The following is a 19,725-nucleotide window of genomic DNA, read 5'->3' as shown; positions in this document are numbered from 1 at the left end:
ACCGACCGAAGCGGCGGGATCGTCCCAGGTGCGCCCGGCGCACCTGGGACGATCCCGCCGTCCGTCCGTTACGGGGTCGGAGGCTTCGCCCCGGCCGGCGGCCGCGGCGCCCCCGGCGGAATCTCCATCCGCCGCTGGGGCACCTCGGCGCGCAGCGGCGCCAGCGCCCCGGTCCACCGCAGCAGCTCGTCCAGGTGGAACGGCAGCGTCTCCTCCATGATCGGAGTGGGCGAGAACTCGCCGTCCTGGATGTGCTGCATCACGAACGGGATCGCCACGCCGTCCGCGATCGGCATCATCCGCAGCGTCGTCACGATCTGCTTGATGACCTGGACCCCGCGCAGACCCGCCGCGATGCCCCCGTAGCTGACGAAGCCGACCGGCTTGTACGTCCACTCCCAGAACAGGTACGAGATGGCGTTGATCAGGCTCGGCGGCGGGCCGTAGTTGTACTCGGGCGTGACGAACAGGAAGGCGTCCGCCGACTCCACCGCGCGGCTCCAGGCCTGCGTGTGCTCGTTCGTGTACCTGCCCATGCGGGGGTGTCCGGGCTCGTCGAGCAGCGGCAGGTCGAACTCGGCGAGATCGGCGACCTCGACCTCGAAGCCGCCGTGCTTCCTGGCCGCGTCCGCCGCCCAGGTGCCGATCGGCAGCCCGAGCCGTCCGGGGCGGGTGCTACCGATGATGATGAGAAGTTTCGGCATGGTCTTCCTTTGCCATCTGCGGTGATCGGGACAGTCGTGGGTGGTGGGAGGAGGCGTTCGGCGCCGGCTCAGGCCGGCAGTCTCGAGTGCGCCCCGAGGTGGTGCCAGGCGCGGTCGTGGTACACGAGCGGCGCGGCCCCCTCCTGCGGTGCGATCACGCCTCCCAAGGCGTGGCAGGCGATCACGGTCGATCCGCCGACCTTCATCTCGAGGCGTTCGACGACCCGGCTGCGCACCCGCACGGGCGCGTCCACCAGGTAGGGCTCGCCGGTCTCCAGGCGGCTCCAGCTGCCGGGATCGGCGAAGCGGTCGATGCCGCTCGTCGCGAACCGCTGGGCGATCGCGAGCTGGTCGGCACCGAGCAGGTGGATCACCAGGGTGTCGACCTTCCCGAGTACGGGCGCCGCGGAGGACGCCGAGGACAGCGAGAAGACGAAGAGCGGCGGCTCGGCGCTGACGGAGAAGACGGAGGACGCCGTCAGCCCGACGGGGCCGCTCCCGTCGTCGGCCGTGATCACGGCGACACCGGCGGGGTGATTGCGGAAGGCCAGCTTGAACTCCGCAGGGGAGAGCCCGGGCTCGACGTCCTCGGGCTTCACGGGCAGGTCCGGGTGAGTAGGCAACGGCGCCATGCTCAGCTCCCGTCGTGAGGAAGTGTACGAAGTCGTACGGTAGTGAGTCCGTCCAGTCAGGGCAACCCTCTGGAGAGGATGACCGGCTATGAGAAATCCCCAGTTCCCAGCTGTCGAACTGCTCGGCCGGATGCGGTCAAGTCTCCGTGAAGAAGCATTGACAGAACCGTTCCGTACACCAAAACTGACGAACGTTGCGTCGTACGGCCATCACCTCTGGCACCTCCGGAATGAGGACACATGAGTGACCAGCCCGCCGGTACGCCGGCCAACGGGCCCGCATACCGCTTCGACGGCCCCCTCGCCACGATCGAGAGCCCGGAGTTCTTCCGGACCTGGATGGACGACGAGGTCTACTTCGAGCGGCTCGTCCGCTCGGCCGATCCCCTCGACGCCGAGCGCAAGCGCGTCGCCGTCGGCTTCCAGCGCGACCTCGCGCGCCTCGCCGCCACGGGATCCATCGCGGACAGGATCGACGACCTTCTCGCGACGTACCTCGCCGAGGACTACCAGCAGCACGACGACCACCTCGCCGACGGCCGAGGGCCGCTCGCGGACTTCTTCAAGGGCGCCGAGGCCAAGGGCGTCGACCTGTGGCCGCCGATGCCGATCGTCGCCATGGCCGACGGCGAGATCGTCTCCCTGCTGCTGCAGGGCGTCTCCGAGCGCGGCGTGCGCTTCATCCCGACCATGTTCCGGGTCGCCGACGGCGTGCTGACCGAGCACTGGAGCGCCGCGGCCCCGCCCCCGCCGCCGCAGGCCTGACCCCCTCACAAGAAGGTGAACGTGAACGTGACCGAACAGGACACCAGCCCCGCGGAGTCGGTGCTGCAGCGCTTCGTGCCCGAGGCGACCCTCACCCCCGCGGCCCGCCACATGCGCCGCGCCGTCGCCGAGTTCGTACCCGAGATGCGGGCCGACGCGACCACCGCCGAACAGCGGCGCGCTCTCACCGACAAGGTCTCGGGGCACCTGGCCGACCTGGGCGTCTTCGACCTCGGCACCCCGGTCGAGCACGGCGGCCTCGCGGCCGGCGCCCGGGACCTGGCCGAGGTGCTCAGGGAGGTCGCCCGCGGCGACGGCTCGGCGGGCTGGCTGACCGCCACCGCGGCCAACAACCACATGCTCGCCCTCGCCTATCCGCCCGAGGCCGTCAAGGAGATCTTCACCTCGGGAACCGACCCGAAGGGCCCCCGCCTGGTCGGCGCCTCGGTCTTCGCCCGCAAGGTCGGCAAGGCCCGCCGCGCCGACGGCGGTTGGCAGGTCTCGGGCCGGTGGGGCTTCGCCAGCGGCTGCCGCACCGCCGAATGGGCCATGGTCGGCGCCGACTTCACCCACGAGGACGGCCGCCCGGGGCGTGGACTGGCCCTCATCCCGAGGAGCGCGTACGAGATCCTCGACGACTGGCAGGTCTCCGGCATGGCGGCGACCTCCAGCAACACGATCGTCGCGACGGACGACGTCTTCGTCCCCGAACACCACTTCCTCGACCTGGCCCACCTGCCGGCCCGCATGAACGGGCTCCGCGAGCGCTACCAGGGCGTCGCGTTCACCTGGGGCGAGCAGGCCCGCATCGTCGTCATCACCCTGCAGCTGGCCGCCGTGGCCCTCGGCATGGCCGAGGGCGCCCTGGAGACGCTGGTGGCGCAGGCGCCCAGGCGCACCCCCTTCAACCTGCCGTATCCGACGATCGCGGACTCCCCGGGCACGCAGATCGCCACCGGCCGGGTGGCGGCGCGCGTCGACGTGGCGCGGGCCGTCATCGAGCGGATCGCGGACGGCATCGACCGGATCAGCGCCGACGGGCTCGACGTCACCCCGGTGGAGGCGACCCGGCTCCACATGGATCTGGTCCTCGCGATCAGGCTCGCCAGTGACGCGATCGCCGACGCCGAGGAGACGCTGGGCACGTCGTCCGCGGCCCTCTCCAACCCGGTGCAGCGCTATCACCGGGACGTACGGGTCCTCGCCTCGCACGGTGCCATCCGCTTCGACCCCCTGGCCGAGCTCACCGGCAAGGACGCGCTCGGCCGCACCGTCGCCCCGACGTTCGCGGGCGGCCTCCCCGACGTCTCGTAGCCCTCACCGCCGAAGGAAGACCCTCACCGCCGAAGGAACAACCTCATGACGCACCCTTCCCTCTCCGCCCCGCCCGCGGCGGACCTCCTTGCCACTGCGGAGAAACTCGTCCCGATGCTGCGCGAGCAGGCCGCCGAGGCCGAGCGGCTCGGCAGGCTCACGGACACGGCGATCGACGCGTACCGGGAGGCCGGCTTCTTCTCCGCGATGCGCCCGGCGGAGGCCGGCGGCTCCGCGATCGACTTCGCCACCTTCATCGACCTCGTCCGCGTCCTCTCCCGCGGAGACGCCTCCGCCGGGTGGGTCGGCGCCTTCCTCATCTCCCACAACTGGCTGCTGAGCAGGCTCAACTCCGAGGCCCAGGCGGAGATATTCGCCGACGGTGCGCCGGGCCTGGCCGCCGCCACCGCCGCCCCGCCCGGCACGGCCGAGCCGGTCGAGGGCGGCTACCGGGTCACCGGCCGCTGGCGCTTCGCCTCCGCGATCCTGCACGCGAACTGGGCGGTGGTCTCCGCGATGGGCCCGCAGGGCCCGCTCGCGATCGTCGCCCGGACCGACGAGGGCGCCGTCGTCGACACCTGGCGAGTCCCGGGGATGAAGGCGACCGGCTCGAACGACTTCGAACTGCAGGACGCCTTCGTCCCCGCCCACCGAGCCGTCGACTTCCTCCGCTACGCCTCGCGCGACAACGACGGCGCACGGCTCCACCCGTCCTACGAGGCGCTCCAGTACCCGATGTACCGGGTCCTGTCCCTCATCCACGGGGCGGTCGCCGTCGGAACCGCCGAGGCGGCCCTCGAACTGTTCCCGGAGGCCATCGGCAAGCGCGTCCGTCCCGGCGGCGGCCCGGTCCTGGAGGAACCCGAGACCCACGCGGCGTACGGCGAGGCGACCCAGGCCGCCCACATCGGGCGCCTCCTCCTCGACGACGCCGTGACCCGCACCGAACGCCTCTACGCCCGCGACTGCGCCGACCCCACCGCACCGGAACTCGCCCTGCTCAACCTGTCCGTGACCGGCAGCGGTACGGAAGCCTTCCGCGCGGTCGACCTCCTCGTCCAGGCGGCCGGCGCGAGCATCCACCGGGACGGCACCCCGCTCGACCTCATCTGCCGCAACACCCAGGTCATGCGGAACCACATCACCCTCGACCTGCGCCACACCCAGCGCCTGGCGGGCCGCGTCCGCCTCGGTCTCGGCCTGGGCGTGCCCGGCCACGCGCAGTACTGACCCGAAAGGAGCGGGAGCGGCACATGGAGCACACCGAGGACCTGGCCCTGCGCATCGAGCGCCTGGAGGCGGTGGTCGAGGTCCAGAACGTCATGAGCAAGTACGAGTACCTGCACTCGGCGTACATGAACGACCGCATCGTCGAACTCTTCGCCGACCGCGACGACATCGTCATCGACATGCCGTTCGGCCGCTGGTACGGCAAGGACGCGGCACGCCGCTGCTTCGGCGTCGCCTTCGGAGAGGAACTCACCCCGCGTGACCTGCGCGGCGAACTCGTCGACCACACCCTGACGACCCCGGTGATCGAAGTCGCCAAGGACGCGCGCACGGCCAAGGCGGTGTGGAACTCACCGGGTCACGAGGCCCACAGGTTCTTCTGGGTCGACGGGTCCCCGCGCATCGCCTTCTGGTACTGGTGCAAGTACGCGGTCGACTTCATCAGGACCGAGCACGGCTGGCGCATCTGGCACCTGGCGGTCCATCAGACGTTCGCCGCCGACTACGACAAGAGCGTCGTCGCCGGCGAGGCCCCGCCGGAGCCGCCGATGCCCACCGGCTGGGCGGCGCCCGACGAGCCCGCCGCGGACTCCACCGTGTACGACGCCCAGCGCGCGCCGCGCCTGATCCCCGTACCTCCGGAGCCCTACGACACCTTCGAGTAGTCGGAGACCAGGAAAAAGGAGAGCGGACGCCGGTCGGGCGTCCGCTCTCCTCATGTCGGCCGGGCTACTTCACGGCTTCGCCGGAGGCCGTCACCGCCTTCCAGGTGCCACCGAAACTGGACAGGCCGTGACCGCGGGCCGTGCCATCGGACTTGTCGCCGCCGAACGTGTAGAGCGGGTGACCGTCGATGGTCTGCTGGTCGATGCCGTCGTGATGCCACACGGCGACCTTGCCCGTGACGCCGGAGCCGGTCTTCGGGGTGGCGGTGGAGCTGGTCACGGGCGCCCAGAAGCTGGTGCACCCGTCCTTCACGCACCGGGGTTTGCCCGTGGTGTCACCGGTGAGCAGGTACACCGCCCGCCCCTTGTCGTTCACCAGCACCGACTTCTTGCCGCCGCTCGTGAGGGTGACCGTCCCCACCGTGAGCACGGTGGGGACGGGCTTCGCGGCGGCGGTCGGGGAATCCGTGGCGCTCGGCTCCGCGGACGCCGTGGCAGCGGCGGATGCCGTGCTGCCTGAAGACGCCGTGCTGCCGGATGACGCCGTGCCGGTGGCCTGACCGCTGCAGGCGGCGGTGGCGAGCGCGACCGCCGCGGCGATGCACACGGGCCCCGGCAGGCGGCGAGTTCTCATGATCGGTAGTCCTTCCCATCTCGTTCGGGGGCGGCTTTCCCCGGATCCGTGCCGACCGGAGATCACCAGATGGCCAGTCCCGCCGGGGCGTGGGCGCCCGTGATGAACTTCTGGTTCGGGTTGCCTCCGTCCAGGTCCGCCCGGCCGATGGCGTCGTTGTTGTTGGACCAGTAGATGTACTGCTCGTCCACGGCGACGCCACCGGGGAAGCTGACGCCGGTGATGAACTTCTTGTCCGCGCCGGTGCCGTCGACCTTCGCCCGGCCGATCGTCTCGTCCGCCTGGTTGGCCCAGTAGATGTAGTGGTCGTCGACGGCGAGTCCGACCGGGATCGGGGAGAGCACCTTGTCGCTCTGGACGCCGGTGTCGGTGACGAAGTCGGTGTTCACTTCGCTGCCGTCGGTCCTGGCCCGGGCGACCGTGTTGGAGACCGTGGTCCAGTAGACGTAACCGCCTTTCAGCGCAAGGCCGTTCGGGGTGCCCTTCACGTCCTTGCCGGTGGTGATGAACTTCTTCTGCACGCCGGTCCCGTCGAGCTTCGCCCGTGAGATCGTGAAGGTGCCGTTGTTGGCCCAGTACAGGTACGTCCCGTCCGTCGCGATGCCGACGGGGAACGCGGCGCCGGCCGTGATGAACTTCTTGTTCATCTCGCTGCCGTCGACCTTCGCCCGGCCGATCGCGTTGGCGAAGGTGTCGGTCCAGTAGAGGTAGTCGCCGTAGGCCAGCAGGCCGTTGGGGTAGTCGATGCCGGAGAGCAGGCTCTGGCTCGCACCGCTGCCGTCGAGCTTCGCCGCACCGATCGTGTGAGCCGTCGCCTTGAGCGCGGCGTTCTTGTGGATGCCGTTGTTGGCCCAGTAGACGTGTGTCGCCGTGTGCGGAGGCGTCGCGGCAGCACTCGGCGCGGCGGAGGAGGCGGCCTTGTCGCCCTGGCCGCCCTTGTCGCTCTTGCCGTCGTCGGAGCCGCACGCCGCCAGAGGCAGGGCCAGCAGCACGGACGCGCCCGCGAACAGCGCGGACCTGCGACTGAGGGATGGGGTGGGAACACCATTGCGCGAGCCGGTCACATCTGTCTCCTTCACGGTTGCACGCTTTCGGGCAGTCGCTGCGCGGGGTCCGGAACCCGGGAGGCGAACGACGGGGACGTAGGGACGGTGGCGAGGCAGACCAGCAGCCCGGCGGTGAGCAGTACGAGGTTCTTCACCACGAACTCGCCGGTCATGGTCAGCTCCCACAGCTGGTGGTCGACGAATGCCTGGCCGGGCACGAACAGCAGGACGCCGAACGTCCCGGCCATGTGGAGGGTGAACACCGGCGCGGCGTACAGGAGCGCCCTGCCCGTGAGGAACCACAGGCCCAGGGCGATCTCCATGGCGCCCAGAGCAGGCACGAACCAGTCGGGAGTGGGGAACGGGACCGCCTCGCGCACCAGATCGGCGACGGGCGTGTGGCCGGACAGTTTGAGAGCCCCGAACCAGATGTAGACCACGCCGAGCGTGATGCGCACGGCATGTGTGCCCCATGGCCGGCACACGACGGCGAGGCGGAGGAGAGGGCCGGACGGAGACAGGACGCGAGGAAGCGACACGGGAGAACTCCGATCGGGACTGTGATCAGGACTGTTCGGAGCTCCGCACCACCAGCGCGCCGGGACCCTGGGCGCCGGAGATGAACTTGTGGTCGGCGCCGGAGCCGTCGAGCTTCGCCCGGCCGATGGTGCCGTCGCTGCTGGTCCAGTAGATGTACGAGCCGGTGACCGTCACCCCGGGCGGGGTCTTGGCGCCGGTGATGAAGTTCGCGTTCGGGGCGCTGCCGTCGAGCTTCGCGCGGCCGACGGTGCCGCCGCTGCGACTGGTCCAGTAGAGGTACTGGTCGTCGACGGCGAGCCCGGCAGGGGTGTTCACGCCGGACATGAACTTCTGGTTCGCGGCGCTGCCGTCGAGCTTCGCCCGCCCGATCGTGTTGTTGCCGTTGTTGGTCCAGTAGACGTACTGGGCGTCGACCGCCACCTGGTTGGGGAAGTTGCAGCCGGCGATGAACTTGTCGTTCGGGGCGCTGCCGTCGAGCCCCGCCCGCCCGATCGAGTTGCCGCTGCCGTTGGTCCAGTAGAGGTACTGGCCGTCGCTGGCGAGTCCGGCGGGGGAGTTGAGGCCGGAGAGGAACTTCTGGTTCGCGCCGCTGCCGTCGAGCTTGGCCCGCCCGATGGTGTTCTTGTCGCCGTTGCTCCAGTAGATGTAGTCGCCGTTGATCACCACGCCGACCGGGAAGCTGGCACCGGTGATGAACTTCTGGTTCACCTCGGAGCCGTCCAGGTTCGCGGCCCCGATGGTGTTGACGGCTTCGTTCCGGCTGGGCACACCCACCTTGGTGCCGCTGTTGGTCCAGTAGATCCGGTCCGTCGTCGACTTCGCCTTCGAGGAGCTCGTGTCCTTGGAGGAGTTCGAACCGCAGCCGGCGAGTGCTGCGGCGATCAGCGCAGATCCGGCGAGGACCGACCTGCGGGACAGGCGAACTCCGTTGTTCGAGCCGGTCATTGATGTCTCCTTCATGCCCGGCCGGCCGTGGAGCCGGCCGAATTTTTCGTGGACTGTACGGGTCAGGTCAACATCGGTCAAGCAGAGGGTAGACGAGGTCTGAAGCCAGCGGTACTGTACCGTCTAGTTCAGTTACAAAAGGAGCCCGGACGGCTGACCGGACTCGGTGAAAGTGCGAGATCAAGGAGGATCTGGCAGTGGGCGATGAGAAGCGAGGCGACGGGTCGTCGCGACGTGCTCTTCTGATCACGGGAGTCACAGGGGCGGGCCTGGTCGCGGGCTCGATGGCCGTCGCGGGCTGTTCGGCGCACGGGGACAAGAAGGAGGCCACGGACGGGGCCTCGTCGACTGCCCGGAACGCCGCCGCTCACAAGGGGGCGCCGGAGAACCCCAAGAACTTCGGGATCATGTTCCCGAGCCTGCGTGCGAAGCCGTTCGCGGAGCCGAACGACGCCGTCCGCAAGGCCCTGGAGGAAGTGGGCAGGATCGGCGGGATCATGGACGCCAAGGAGGACCTGTCGGCGGGGCCGGAGCGGCTGCTGCTCGACGACAAGGTCAACGGCACCCCGACCAGGTCGGACCAGTACGGATCGAACCCGTACAACCCGACGATGACCCAGGGATCCACGTTCTTCGGCCAGTTCATCGACCACGACGTCACGTTCGACCGGACCACGGTGCTCGGGGCGCCGGCCAATCCCCTGATCTCACCGAACGAGCGGAGCGCGGCCCTCGACCTCGACATCCTCTTCGGGGGCGGCCCCGGCCACACCCCCGATCTGTACGTCGACAACAAGAGCGGCACGGTCGGGCCCAAGCTGAGGATCGGGACCGGCGGCGTGTACGAGAGCATGCCGTACGTCGCCGACGGCAAGGGCACGTACAAGACGGTGACGGCCGACCCGCGCAACAACGAGACGCTCATGCTCGAAGGCCTGGTCGTCGGGTACATGAAGGCCTACAACCGGGTGCTGGACGACCTGAAGAGCCTCGACCTCAGCCACATCCCCACCGCCAAGGACGCCGATCTGTCCAGCGGCCACGAGCGCTATCTCGCGGCCAAGGAAGTGCTGCTGTGGCACTACCACTGGCTGATCGTGAACGAGCACCTGCCCCAGCTCGTCGGCCAGTCGCTCGTCGACGACATCCTCGAGAACGGCAACCGCTACTACAACCCGCCCAAGGGCAACGCCTTCATGCCGATCGAGTTCGGCAGCGGCGCCTACCGGTTCGGGCACAGCCAGGTCGACTCGTCGTACCGCGTGAACTTCACGAGCGGCACCGGTGAGAGCAGCAACCCGCACAAGAAGCCGTTCTACGCGCTGACCTTCGACCACAAGTCGATACCGGCGTCGAAGTACGACGACAACACCAGCTACGACCGCGACGACACGCTCGGCGGATATCCCGCGAAGCGCCGCTACATCGGGTGGCAGACGTACTTCGACTTCGGCGACGGCCAGGTCATGCACAACAGGAAGATCGACACCAAGCTGACGAACATCCTGTTCAAGCTGCCGATCCCGTCGATCGCGCCGGGCACCGAGAAGAGCCCGGTCTCCCTCGCGCAGCGCAACCTGCTGCGCCAGCTGACCTGGGCGACCCCGTCCGGCCAGGACCTCGCCGAGCTGATGAAGGTCGACAGCCTGACCAAGGCCGACCTGGCGGAGATCGGCGGCGTCTACGCGCCGTTCGCGACGAAGACCCCGCTGTGGTACTACGTGCTGGCCGAGGCCAGGACCGTCAACAACGGGCAGAGCCTCGGTCCCGTGGGCGGACGCATCGTGGCCGAGACGCTGATCGGCCTCGTGCGCGCCCAGTCGGGCAGCTATCTGAACAAGTACCCGAAGTTCAAGCCGTTCCTCGGCACCGATCTCAAGCTCGGATCCGACCGGGTGCGCACCATCACGGGCCACCGCGACTACACCCACGCCCATCTGCTCTACTACGCCGGAGTCGTCGAGCCCGGGGTCTACCGCTGAGTCCGGCCCCGTCGGCACGGTGTGCGGCACGGTACAGTTCAATGGTGATGAGTACTCCTACGACGGACAGCAAGGCGGGGGAGCGGCGCAGGCCCGGAGCCCGCGGCAAGCGCAAGCAAGTGATCGACGCCGCCGTCCAGTTGTTCCTGGCGAACGGCTTCGACCAGACCTCGATGGACGCGATCGCGGCCCGTGCGGGCGTCTCCAAGACGACGGTCTACGCCCACTACTCGGACAAGCTCGCTCTCTTCAAGGCGGTGGTCGAGCGCTCGGGCCAGTCGCTCGCCGTGGAGATGGACGAGTCGCGGCTGCGTGGGGAGCAGGATCCGCAGACGCGGCTCAGGGAGATCGTGCTCCTCGTGCTGGAGGCGACGACCTCCGACGAGTTCCGTGCGTTCCTGCGGGTGATGGTCTCGGAGAGCACACGCCATCCCGACCTCGCCGCCGCCGCGGAGGCCGGCGGACTGTTCGACGTCATCGGGCTCGTCGCCTCGACCCTGGAGGACGCGGCGGATCGGCGCGGCTACCGCCTCTCGGATCCCCGCACGTTCGCCACGGTCCTGCTGCGGATGGCCGTGCCGGGTCCGCAGCTCGATTCGGTGCTGTTCGCCGAGTTCCGGCCCGACCGTGCCCTGCTGGAGTCCCACGCCCGCTGGGTCACGGCGATCTTCCTGCGCGGGATCGAGCCCTGGCCGGGGGAGCCCCGCGACGTGACGCCCCCGACCGGCGGCTACGACTACCCGTGGCTGCCCGACGCGGCCGACAAGCGGTAGCCGCCGCCACGTAGAACCAGCCCTTCCGTATGCCGCTCCGCCGGAGCGGCATCTCTAGGAGCATTTACTGACCTGATCGGTGCAGTACAGGCTGTGAGTGTACTGCACCGATCAGTAGCTACAGCGAAACGAGAGGAAGCAACGATGACGGAATCTCCCGCACTCGACACGACCTTCCGGACGGAGGTCGGTTCGGCGATGCGCTCCGCGGCCCTGGAAATGGTGCCGTTGATCCGCAGCGAGGCGGCCGAGATCGAGCGGATCGGCGAGATGACCCCGGCCGTTCTCGATGCCCTGCAGGACGCCGGTGTCTTCACGATGGCCATGCCGCCCGAACTCGGCGGGACGGCGCTGGGCGCGAGTGACGTCGTGGAGGTCGTGAGCGCCTTGGCCAAGGGCGACGGGTCCGTGGCCTGGATGGCCTTCGTGGCCGCCGGGATGCGGATGGTGTCGACGTTCCCGCAGCCGCTGGTCGACGACGTCTTCGCGCTGCGCGACAGCTGGGCAGGCCCGCTCTGCATCGGCGCCTCGGTGTTCTCCACGAGCGTCGGCGACGCCCGCAAGGTGGACGGCGGCTGGATGGTCAGCGGCACGTGGAGGTTCGGCAGCGGCTCCAAGCACACCGCCTGGGCGGCCGTGGGGGTGGAGTTCGAGACCCCGCACGGTCCGGGCCGCGGGATGGCCGTCCTACCGCGCGAGGACTTCCGGATCCTCGACGACTGGAAGGTCATGGGCCTCTCGGGCACCTCCAGCAACGGCATCACCACCGACGGCGAGGTGTTCGTTCCGGATCACCGCATCGTCGACCTGCGCGAGCTCGATCAGATGATGGGCTCGGGCCCCAGCCGGTACACCGGCCTGGCCTACCAGACCGGTATGCGCGGGACGATGATCACGATCAGCGTCTACACCATCTCGATCGCGCTCGGCATGGCCGAGGGGGCGCTGGAGTCCTTCACCGAGCAGGCGCGCACACACCGTCCCTTCAACCTGCCCTATCCGACCGTGGCGGACATGCCGACGGTGCAGGTCGTCGCCGGCAAGGCGCGGGCGATGATCAACATCGCCGGTACGGTCATCCGCTCGCACGCCGCGGAGGTCGACCGCCGGGCGGTGGCGGGCAAGGACTTCTCCCCGGAGGAGGAGTCGGAGATGACCCTGGACCTGGTCTACGCCGCGCGGCTCTGCGAGGAGGCGATCAACAGCCTCCAGGTGGCACTCGGTTCGTCCACGATGCGGCTGTCCAACCCGATCCAGCGCTTCGTGCGCGACATCCGGGTGCTCACCAGCCACGGGGCCATTCGCCTCGACCCGCTGTCGGAGATCAACGGCCGTGCGGCGCTCGGTCTCGAACCGTTCGCGATGTTCGCGGGCGGCCTGGCGAAGGTCGGGGGCTGAGATGGCGACCGTCGTCCACGACCTGCACGCGAACAAGCGACTCGTCCTCGACTACTTCCGTGACGTGGTCGCCGCGTTCGACCCCGAGGCCCTGCCGAAGTACGTCTGCGACGACTTCGTCCTGCACGGCCCCGACGCGCTGGTCGGCATCGACCGGTTCAAGGCGCTGCTGCGACGCGACTTCGCCGGCCACCCACCCCTGGACCCCGAGACGGTCCCGGTGCTGCCGCCGGTCTTCGTGGTCGCCGAGCGCGACCTGGTGACGATCTGCTTCTACATGCCGGCGGTGGAGCCGGAGGAACCGGGCTCCACCTACGACCTCTTCGCGTACAACACCTACCGGGTCGCGGACGGGAAGCTGGCCGAGCGCTGGACCAACGAGCACAAGTACGCGCGGCCCCAACTCCCCGAGTCCCCGGACCTGGGAGCCGACCGGTCGACGGAGCCCCTCCAGGTCGGCCGCACCGACCTGGAGGCGAACAAGAAGCTCGTCAGCGACTTCTACGTCGAAGTGTTCGGCCCCATGAACCCTGAGGCGGTGAAGAAGTTCGTCGCCGACGACTACCTCCAGCACGCCTCCCACATGCCGCAGGGCCGGGCCGGACTGGAGAGGTACGTGGCGGAGCTCGCCCGGCAGGCTCCGCCGCCCCCGGCCGGTACTGCGCCCGCCGGGCCGCCCGCCCCCGCCGTCCTGCACGCCGAGGGCGACATGGTCGTCATAGCCGGGGAACTGCCCCAGCCCCTGCTCGACGGCTCAGGGGGAACCTGGACCTTCTACGCGTACGACGCCTACCGCGTGCGCGACGGGAAACTGGCCGAACACTGGAGCGGCATCGACAAGCACGCCCGCCCGCGGACGCCGTAGGGCCGGCGTCCCGGGCAGTGGTCGAAACGGTCACCCACGGGTGGCCGTTTCGTCGTCCGGGAGCCAGGGGCGGGCGTAGCCGGGAAGGGGCAGGGCCTCGGCGACCGTCTCTCCCGCACGGGGCTCGATGCCGCGCAGGAAGAGGGTGACGATCCAGCGGGCGTGCGCCTCGAGCAGGTCGCGCGCGGGCTTGAACTCGGCGAAGACGAGCGAGTCGAGCTGCGGACCGGCGGCCACCATGCGCAACAGCAGGGCCGCGTGGGCCCGGGAATCGGCGAGCCGGTAGCCGCGCTCGGCGGCCGCCTCGTCGAGGAGCTCGGCGATCAACGCCGGGACGTCGACCGGCTGAGAGGCCCGCATGGCCTCGGCCAGATCCGGGTGGCGGGCGCTCTCGGACACCATGATGCGCAGGAAGGAACGGAAGTCGGGCTGGACCGTGGCCTCCAGCACGCTGAGGATCAGCTGCGTCAGCCGTGTCTCCGCGGAGGCGGCGGGGTGGGTCGCCGCCTCGTCGGGCGCCAGGGCGAGTGTCTTGGCCATCCGCTCGACCACCGCCTTGAACAGCGCCAGCTTGTCGGGGTAGTGGGCGTAGACGGTGGTCTTCGACACTCCGGCCCGAGCGGCGATCGATTCCATCGACGTCTGGTCGTAGCCGTTCTTGAGGAACATCTCCACGGCGGCGTCGATGACTTGCCCGCGTTTGGCGCGTGCGCCCGCGCGCCGGGGCGTGTCGCCGCCGGCCGCGCTCGTTGAAGTACGTGCCACTGTTCTGCCTTCCCCGTCCGACCCGATCCCTCCTGCGTCCGAAGCGTCTCGTGTCACACCAGCAGGCCGGTCTCCTGGCCGAAGAGTGCCGCCCCGTGCCGCGTCCAGGCGCCGTCGTTCAAGGTGGCGTGCTGGGCGATCGTGTAGATGTCGCGCAGGCGGCGCTGCATCGCGGAACTGTTGTAGATGCCGCGGGCACCGTAGGCGCGGAAGCAGGTGTCGACGACGCCGATGCAGGTGTCCACGACCCAGGCGTTGTTGGCCGACGCGACCGCCATGAGCTGCGCGAAGTCACCGTCCTGGCCGTCGGCCCGCTGGAGCGCCGCCTGTCGGCGCACCAGCTCGCGCGCCGCACGAAGACCTGTCTCCGCCTTGCCGATGCGGTGCTGCACCGTCGGGTTGGCGGCCACGGTGGTGCGGGAGAGGGCGCGCCGGCGCTCGGCGGCCGAGTCGGAGAGGTCGTTGAGCGCCCCCTGGGCGACCCCGATCGCGATCGTCGCCAGGTGATGCCCGAACTCGATGAGCGGGTATCGGGAGATGCCCTCGACGCACGGCGCGGCGGTGGCGATGTCGAACGAGTGGTCGTCGGCGACGAAGACCTCGTCGAGCGTGAAGTCCTTGCTCCCCGTGCCGCGCAGACCGAGCGTGTGCCAGGTGTCGAGGAACGACGCCCGGTCCTTGGCGAAGAGCATCGCCCGCAGACGCGGTTGCCCTCCGGGGCCCTCGACCGGCTTGCCGTTCCGGGTCAGGACGCAGTTGGCGAAGAGGTGGTCCCAGTTGTCGCATCCGCTCGCGAAGGACCAGCGTCCACTGACGCGGTAGCCGCCGTCGACGATCTCCGCCGTCCCCTGCGGTCCGAAGGCGCCGCCCACGGTGACGTCGGGTCCCGCCGCGTAGAGGTCGTCGAAGGTCTTCCTGGGCAGCCAGGACAGTACGGCGGGGCTCTGGATCCCTATCGCGGTCGTCCAGGCGACCGAACCGTCGATCGTCGCCAAGGTCTCGATCACGTCGAGCACGTCGGTGACACTCGCCTGGATGCCTCCGTGTCCGGTCGGGAGGATCAGGCGGTACACGCCGAGACCGCGCAGCAGCGCGTGCAGATCCGCGGGCAGTCGCCGCGCGCGCTCGACATCCTCGACACGATCACGGATCTCTTCGGCGATCTTCTGCACCGCCGTGAGCACGGACTCGGACTCCGGCACATCCGCAGGAATGGCTGCATTCATCGGTCTCTCGTCCTCCTGTTGGGATCGAAGCCGTGCGCGACGGGCGCGCAACTCAGAACTGTACTGTACAGTACATGCGAACTGAAGGCAGGAAGACCTGCAACGGATGGAGGAGGGTCCATGAGGCTTCTGATCACCGGCGCGTCCGGGCGGCTCGGCCGGATGGCGGCCGACCACGTGCTGACGCGGATCGCCCCGGAAGACCTGATCCTCGCGACCCGAACCCCCGAGGCGCTGTCCGCGTACGCGCGCCGGGGCGTCGAGGTGCGCGAAGCGGACTTCGAGCGACCGCAGACGCTGAAGGCGGCCTTCGAGGGCGCCTCGCGCGCGCTCCTGATCTCGACGGACGCCCTGGGGCGCCGCGGGGGGCAGCACGGCGCCGCGGTCGACGCCGCGGTGGGGGCCGGTGTCGGCTTCGTGGCCTACACGTCGTTCGTGCTGGCCGGAGCCGAACGGCCGTCGTTCGTCGACGCCGAGCACATCGAGACGGAGGCACACATCCGTGCGAGCGGGCTCGAGTGGTGCTTCCTGCGGAACTTCCCCTACGCCGACAACGAGCTGGGGCCGATGCGGGACGCGCTCGACCGCGGGGAACTCGTGACGAACACGGGAGCGGGCGAGACGGCCTTCGTGGCCCGCGCCGACTGCGCGGCCGCGGCCGCCGCGGTGCTCTGCGGCGAGGGGCACGCGGGCCGGACCTACCACGTCACCGGCCCGCAGCTCATCGACGCGGAGGCGCGCGCGGCGATCTTCTCCGAGGTCGGGGGCAGGCCGGTGACGGTCACCCAGGTCGACGACGAGACTCTGGCCCGGGAGATCTCCCAGGCCGGCGGACCGCCTCTGGAGGTTGCCCGCCAGATCGCCGGAGGTGTCGGACGGGCCACGCGCGACGGGTACTTCGCGGTCCGCACCGACGCGGTCGAGAAGCTGACCGGCCGGCCCGCCCGCTCGCTGCGCACGGTCCTGGAGAGCGCCCTGTGACGTCAGCGACGGTGCCGAGCGTGGTCCCGGGCCTGCCCTGTCGCAACGGCACCGAGTGCGAGGGCATCGTGTAGTTCGCCCGGGACAACACGCAGGTCGCGGGTGTACGAGGGCGGGCAGTGCAGGGCGAGGGCGCTGCTCAGGCCCTCGCCGAACGGCCGGGCGGCGCACCGGAGATCCGCGTCCAGCACGATGGTGTCCGGGTTGAGCAGCGTGACGGTGCCGGCGAGGGACCGGGCGGTCAGACGGCCGAAGTCGTGGAAGAAGCGGACGGCGACCGGATGGCCGTCGGTGACGAGCGCATCGACTTCGGCGGGCTCCAGCCGTCTTCCGTAACGCCGTTCCAGGGCGGTGTGCGGATCGGGTCCGGGCGCCTGTACGGCGAGACAGCCGCGGCTGCCGCACGGGCAGTAGGGCCCGTCCTCGGTGACCTGGACATGGGCCAGTTCACCGGCCGTGCCGGACGCGCCGGTGAACAGCTCCCCGCCCAGGACGAGGCCCGCACCGATGCCGTGACAGACGGACAGGTGGATGGCGACCGCGGCGCCGCGGGCCGCCCCGTAGTGGGCCTCGCCGAGTGCGGCGAGGTTGGCGGCGTTGGCGAAGTGCACCGGGCGGCGGAACAGCCGGGCCAGCCGTGGTCCCGGCTCGTCCCCGTGCCACTGGACCAGAGCGTCACGGAAGGCGGGATCGGGCTGCGGGCCGTACGGCGGGAGCCCCGGGGGCGTCGCCGGCGCCGGGCCCGCGAGCGGCATCAGCCGGTCCCCGTGCGCACTGTCCACCGTGAACGGTACGGCGATCACCACGCGTCGGGCGGCGCGTCCGTGCGCGCGCTCGGCCGCTTCGAGGACGTCGAGGGCCTCTTCCGCCCACTTCTCCCACGGGCCGGGCCAGGGGACGCCGATCGTGTGCTCGGCCACGGAGCCTGCCGAGGTGGCGAGCGTGACGACGGAACGGGTGCGGCGCAGATGGACCAGCGCGACGAGGGGCGCGCTGCGGTTGAGCCGGTAGACCGTGGAGGGGCGGCCCCGTCCGGCACCGGGACGGGGGCGGTGAGCGACGGGAGCGATCTCCCCGCGCTCGACGAGGCCGCCCACCAGGGCCGCGACGACGGTGCGGGAGAGCCCGGTGATCTCCGTGAGTTCGACGCGGCTGAGTTCCTCCGCGCCGTCCAGGGCGTCGAGCAGGGCGCGTTCGAGCACGGCCGTACCGGTGCGCGGTCCCCGGGACGCCGTCATCGTCGCTCCAGTACCGCAGTCGCCAGAGCGGGACGTGCGGAGTTCCGGGTGCGTCCCTGAGCGGCCGCGACGGCTGCGTCGTGATGAGCGCTCGGCTGCTGTGGTGCGACCCAGTTCAGGCGCAGTTGGACCGGGGTCGCGGAGAGGTCGGGAACGAGATTGAGGGAGAGGGTGTGCGCTCCGGCCGTCAGACGGATCCTGGTCCGGGTGTCGGCGAGTCCGTCGGCGGTGGGGGCACCGGCAACGGTCGCCGGCACCGTGCCGTCCACGACGAGTTCGCCGATGGCGCCCAGCGACTGGATGCCGAGCCAGTAGTCGCCCTCGGAGGGCACGGTCAACGTGCCCGACCAACTGGCGACGGTCCCGGCGGGCAGTTCGTTGCCGCCCTCGGTCGTGAAGTCCACGGTGCGGTCGGTCCGGGTCCCGCTGCCGGTGATGCGCAGCAGGCCGGGTTCGCCGTCGTGGCTGAGGGCCGATGCGGGGACGAGACTGCTGCGCGACATCCTTGAGCTCATGCTGCACCTCGACGGCGGTAGGCGTGGGCACGCAAGGAAGGCGGCACACCCTGCGCGTACAAGATGCGAAGCCAACCGGGCGAGTGTCGGTCCCGACGTGTGTCGCAGAAGCTACAAAGAATTAAATTGATCGGTCAATACACCTCGCATCAGGACTTTTTCTGCGCTGACAACGCCAAAAACGACAGTCCTGCGCGCCCACGGCTCCCGGCGACGCACGAGGTTCCCGAGGGTCTTCGAGCCGAAGGCGCGCCCATGTACAGTGTGGGGCGCCTTCGACCTGCACAAGCAGGCGGGGAGCCGTCCTCCAGGAGTCAAAAGTGCTGCGCACCATGTTCAAGTCCAAGATCCACCGAGCCACCGTCACCCAGGCCGACCTGCACTACGTGGGATCGGTGACCATCGACGCGGACCTGCTCGACGCCGCCGACCTGCTGCCCGGTGAGCTCGTCCACATCGTCGACATCGACAACGGCTCGCGCCTGGAGACCTACGTCATCGAGGGCGAGCGCGGCTCCGGTGTCATAGGGATCAACGGGGCGGCCGCCCATCTCGTCCACCCCGGCGATCTGGTGATCATCATCAGCTACGCTCAGGTGACCGACGCCGAGGCGCGGGCGCTGGAGCCGAAGGTGGTGCACGTCGACGGCGACAACCGCATCGTGGCCCTGGGCGCCGACGCGTCCGCACCGGTGCCGGGCTCGGACCAGCGGCGCAGCCCGCAGGCGGTCCCGGCATCGTCCTGACCGGGACGGCCCCCGGTCCCGAGTGACGTCACGTACGACCAGGAACGGGTGATCCCATGAGTGACGACGTCCAGATCCGCGACGACCGTGCGGCCGGCCGCCTGGAGGCGGTCGGCGGCGACGAGGTCGTCGGCCACATCGAGTACTTCGTGCTCGAGGAGCCCGAGCGGGCGCTGGTCCCCGTGCACACCATCGTCGAGCCGGCCCACGAGGGGAAGGGCATCGCGGGCTCGCTCGCGCGTGAGCTGTACGGCATCGCCGCGCGCGAGGGCGTGCCGGTCGTCCCGCTCTGCCCGTACGTCGCCAAGTGGGCCGAACGCCACCCCGACGAGGCCCCCGCGGCCGACCCCGGTCTGCGCCGGGCCGCCCTCGCCTGGCTGTCGGCCCACCCCGAACGCTTCTGACCCCGAAGCGCCCGGTCCGTGTCCCCCCGTCCCGCCCCGTCCGCGCGTTCTGGCCGCCACCCGGCCCGACGCATTGCCGCCCCCGGGTGACTGCCCGCGCGGGGGACGGGTACGCGGGGGAGTAGTCCAAAGCCGACGTCGATCGACTCGCTGGAGGACGGACCATGACCAACCCGTACCCCGACCCGGTGCCGCCGGGTCCGACGCCCGGCCCGGCCCCGGGTCCGCCCGAGCCGGTCCCGGGCCCCGGGCCCGCCCCCGGGCCGCCCGTCCCCGGCCCGGAGCCCACCCCCGGGCCACCCGCACCGGGCCCCGTGCCCACGCCCCCGCCGACGCCCGGCCCACCGGCCCCGGGTC

At 70.3% G+C, this 19,725-nt stretch carries 21 protein-coding genes; 11 read left to right on the top strand and 10 right to left on the bottom strand.

Features of this window, described 5'->3' with window-relative positions; translation table 11 throughout:
• Positions 1-68: 68 nt before the first annotated feature.
• Positions 69-704 (bottom strand): NADPH-dependent FMN reductase, encoded by a 636-nt coding sequence (locus WN71_RS25795; protein ID WP_046585672.1) that lies wholly within the window; start codon positions 702-704, stop codon positions 69-71.
• A 68-nt stretch (positions 705-772) separates the two neighbouring features.
• Entirely contained in the window at positions 773-1,336 is a 564-nt protein-coding gene (locus WN71_RS25790) for a flavin reductase family protein (RefSeq protein ID WP_046585670.1), read from the bottom strand.
• Positions 1,337-1,576: 240 nt separating this feature from the next.
• On the opposite strand from WN71_RS25790, the gene WN71_RS25785 reads away from it, so the two are divergent.
• The 4 genes from WN71_RS25785 to WN71_RS25770 are packed head-to-tail and all read left to right on the top strand — an operon-like array spanning position 1,577 to position 5,310.
• The gene (locus WN71_RS25785; protein WP_046585668.1) at positions 1,577-2,101 is read left to right on the top strand and encodes a hypothetical protein; all 525 of its coding nucleotides are present in this window, start codon (positions 1,577-1,579) and stop codon (positions 2,099-2,101) included.
• A gap of 21 nt (positions 2,102-2,122) precedes the next feature.
• Positions 2,123-3,415 (top strand): acyl-CoA dehydrogenase family protein, encoded by a 1,293-nt coding sequence (locus WN71_RS25780; RefSeq protein ID WP_052743048.1) that lies wholly within the window; start codon positions 2,123-2,125, stop codon positions 3,413-3,415.
• A 45-nt stretch (positions 3,416-3,460) separates the two neighbouring features.
• Positions 3,461-4,645 (top strand): acyl-CoA dehydrogenase family protein, encoded by a 1,185-nt coding sequence (locus WN71_RS25775; protein ID WP_046585666.1) that lies wholly within the window; start codon positions 3,461-3,463, stop codon positions 4,643-4,645.
• Positions 4,646-4,668: 23 nt separating this feature from the next.
• Complete coding sequence (locus WN71_RS25770) at positions 4,669-5,310, top strand: nuclear transport factor 2 family protein (RefSeq protein ID WP_052743047.1); 642 nt, start codon at positions 4,669-4,671, stop codon at positions 5,308-5,310.
• A 64-nt stretch (positions 5,311-5,374) separates the two neighbouring features.
• On the opposite strand, the gene WN71_RS25765 is transcribed toward WN71_RS25770, so the two are convergent.
• The 4 genes from WN71_RS25765 to WN71_RS25750 all read right to left on the bottom strand — a co-directional run bounded on the left by WN71_RS25765 (position 5,375) and on the right by WN71_RS25750 (position 8,475).
• The gene (locus WN71_RS25765) at positions 5,375-5,944 is read right to left on the bottom strand and encodes a COG4315 family predicted lipoprotein (protein WP_079178106.1); all 570 of its coding nucleotides are present in this window, start codon (positions 5,942-5,944) and stop codon (positions 5,375-5,377) included.
• 62 nt (positions 5,945-6,006) lie between these two features.
• Positions 6,007-7,023 carry a DUF5050 domain-containing protein gene (locus WN71_RS25760; protein WP_143074877.1) on the bottom strand — a complete coding sequence of 339 codons (1,017 nt, stop codon included), beginning with the start codon at positions 7,021-7,023 and terminating at the stop codon, positions 6,007-6,009.
• Positions 7,020-7,448: a DoxX family membrane protein gene (locus WN71_RS25755; RefSeq protein WP_052743045.1), complete on the bottom strand. Its 429-nt coding sequence runs from the start codon at positions 7,446-7,448 to the stop codon at positions 7,020-7,022. Before WN71_RS25755 ends, WN71_RS25760 begins: the two co-directional genes overlap by 4 nt.
• 106 nt (positions 7,449-7,554) lie before the next feature.
• Entirely contained in the window at positions 7,555-8,475 is a 921-nt protein-coding gene (locus WN71_RS25750; protein WP_046585661.1) for a virginiamycin B lyase family protein, read from the bottom strand.
• Positions 8,476-8,672: 197 nt separating this feature from the next.
• On the opposite strand from WN71_RS25750, the gene WN71_RS25745 reads away from it, so the two are divergent.
• The 4 genes from WN71_RS25745 to WN71_RS25730 all read left to right on the top strand — a co-directional run bounded on the left by WN71_RS25745 (position 8,673) and on the right by WN71_RS25730 (position 13,493).
• Positions 8,673-10,457, top strand: coding sequence for a peroxidase family protein (locus tag WN71_RS25745; protein ID WP_143074876.1), 1,785 nt, complete (start codon positions 8,673-8,675; stop codon positions 10,455-10,457).
• A gap of 47 nt (positions 10,458-10,504) precedes the next feature.
• Positions 10,505-11,230 carry a TetR/AcrR family transcriptional regulator gene (locus WN71_RS25740; RefSeq protein ID WP_046585721.1) on the top strand — a complete coding sequence of 242 codons (726 nt, stop codon included), beginning with the start codon at positions 10,505-10,507 and terminating at the stop codon, positions 11,228-11,230.
• A gap of 144 nt (positions 11,231-11,374) precedes the next feature.
• On the top strand, positions 11,375-12,628 hold the full coding sequence (locus tag WN71_RS25735) for an acyl-CoA dehydrogenase family protein (protein WP_046585659.1): 1,254 nt from the start codon (positions 11,375-11,377) through the stop codon (positions 12,626-12,628).
• Between the two features lies 1 nt (position 12,629).
• The gene (locus WN71_RS25730; RefSeq protein WP_206300142.1) at positions 12,630-13,493 is read left to right on the top strand and encodes a nuclear transport factor 2 family protein; all 864 of its coding nucleotides are present in this window, start codon (positions 12,630-12,632) and stop codon (positions 13,491-13,493) included.
• Positions 13,494-13,523: 30 nt separating this feature from the next.
• Here WN71_RS25730 and WN71_RS25725 read toward each other — a convergent pair whose 3' ends face one another.
• Together WN71_RS25725 and WN71_RS25720 are read right to left on the bottom strand one after the other, a co-directional pair.
• On the bottom strand, positions 13,524-14,258 hold the full coding sequence (locus WN71_RS25725) for a TetR/AcrR family transcriptional regulator (RefSeq protein ID WP_046585658.1): 735 nt from the start codon (positions 14,256-14,258) through the stop codon (positions 13,524-13,526).
• 53 nt (positions 14,259-14,311) lie between these two features.
• Positions 14,312-15,484, bottom strand: coding sequence for an acyl-CoA dehydrogenase family protein (locus tag WN71_RS25720; protein ID WP_046585655.1), 1,173 nt, complete (start codon positions 15,482-15,484; stop codon positions 14,312-14,314).
• 120 nt (positions 15,485-15,604) lie between these two features.
• On the opposite strand from WN71_RS25720, the gene WN71_RS41070 reads away from it, so the two are divergent.
• A complete protein-coding gene (locus tag WN71_RS41070) occupies positions 15,605-16,465 on the top strand; it encodes an NAD(P)H-binding protein (protein ID WP_046585652.1) in 861 nt (286 codons plus the stop codon).
• Between the two features lie 2 nt (positions 16,466-16,467).
• Here WN71_RS41070 and WN71_RS25710 read toward each other — a convergent pair whose 3' ends face one another.
• Positions 16,468-17,703 carry an ROK family transcriptional regulator gene (locus tag WN71_RS25710; RefSeq protein WP_046585650.1) on the bottom strand — a complete coding sequence of 412 codons (1,236 nt, stop codon included), beginning with the start codon at positions 17,701-17,703 and terminating at the stop codon, positions 16,468-16,470.
• The gene (locus WN71_RS25705) at positions 17,700-18,206 is read right to left on the bottom strand and encodes a carbohydrate-binding protein (protein WP_046585648.1); all 507 of its coding nucleotides are present in this window, start codon (positions 18,204-18,206) and stop codon (positions 17,700-17,702) included. The genes WN71_RS25710 and WN71_RS25705 overlap by 4 nt, the downstream gene beginning before the upstream one ends.
• A gap of 332 nt (positions 18,207-18,538) precedes the next feature.
• Between WN71_RS25705 and panD the strand changes: the two genes are divergently transcribed.
• Together panD and WN71_RS25695 are read left to right on the top strand one after the other, a co-directional pair.
• A complete protein-coding gene (panD, locus tag WN71_RS25700; protein ID WP_046585647.1) occupies positions 18,539-18,964 on the top strand; it encodes an aspartate 1-decarboxylase in 426 nt (141 codons plus the stop codon).
• A 56-nt stretch (positions 18,965-19,020) separates the two neighbouring features.
• The gene (locus WN71_RS25695; RefSeq protein WP_046585645.1) at positions 19,021-19,368 is read left to right on the top strand and encodes a GNAT family N-acetyltransferase; all 348 of its coding nucleotides are present in this window, start codon (positions 19,021-19,023) and stop codon (positions 19,366-19,368) included.
• The last annotated feature ends 357 nt before the right edge of the window (positions 19,369-19,725 follow it).

Source organism: Streptomyces mangrovisoli (genome assembly GCF_000974985.2).
Lineage (GTDB): Bacteria > Actinomycetota > Actinomycetes > Streptomycetales > Streptomycetaceae > Streptomyces > Streptomyces mangrovisoli.
The sequence above is the reverse complement of the archived record's forward strand: the minus strand, read 5'-3'. Positions and strand labels throughout refer to the sequence as shown.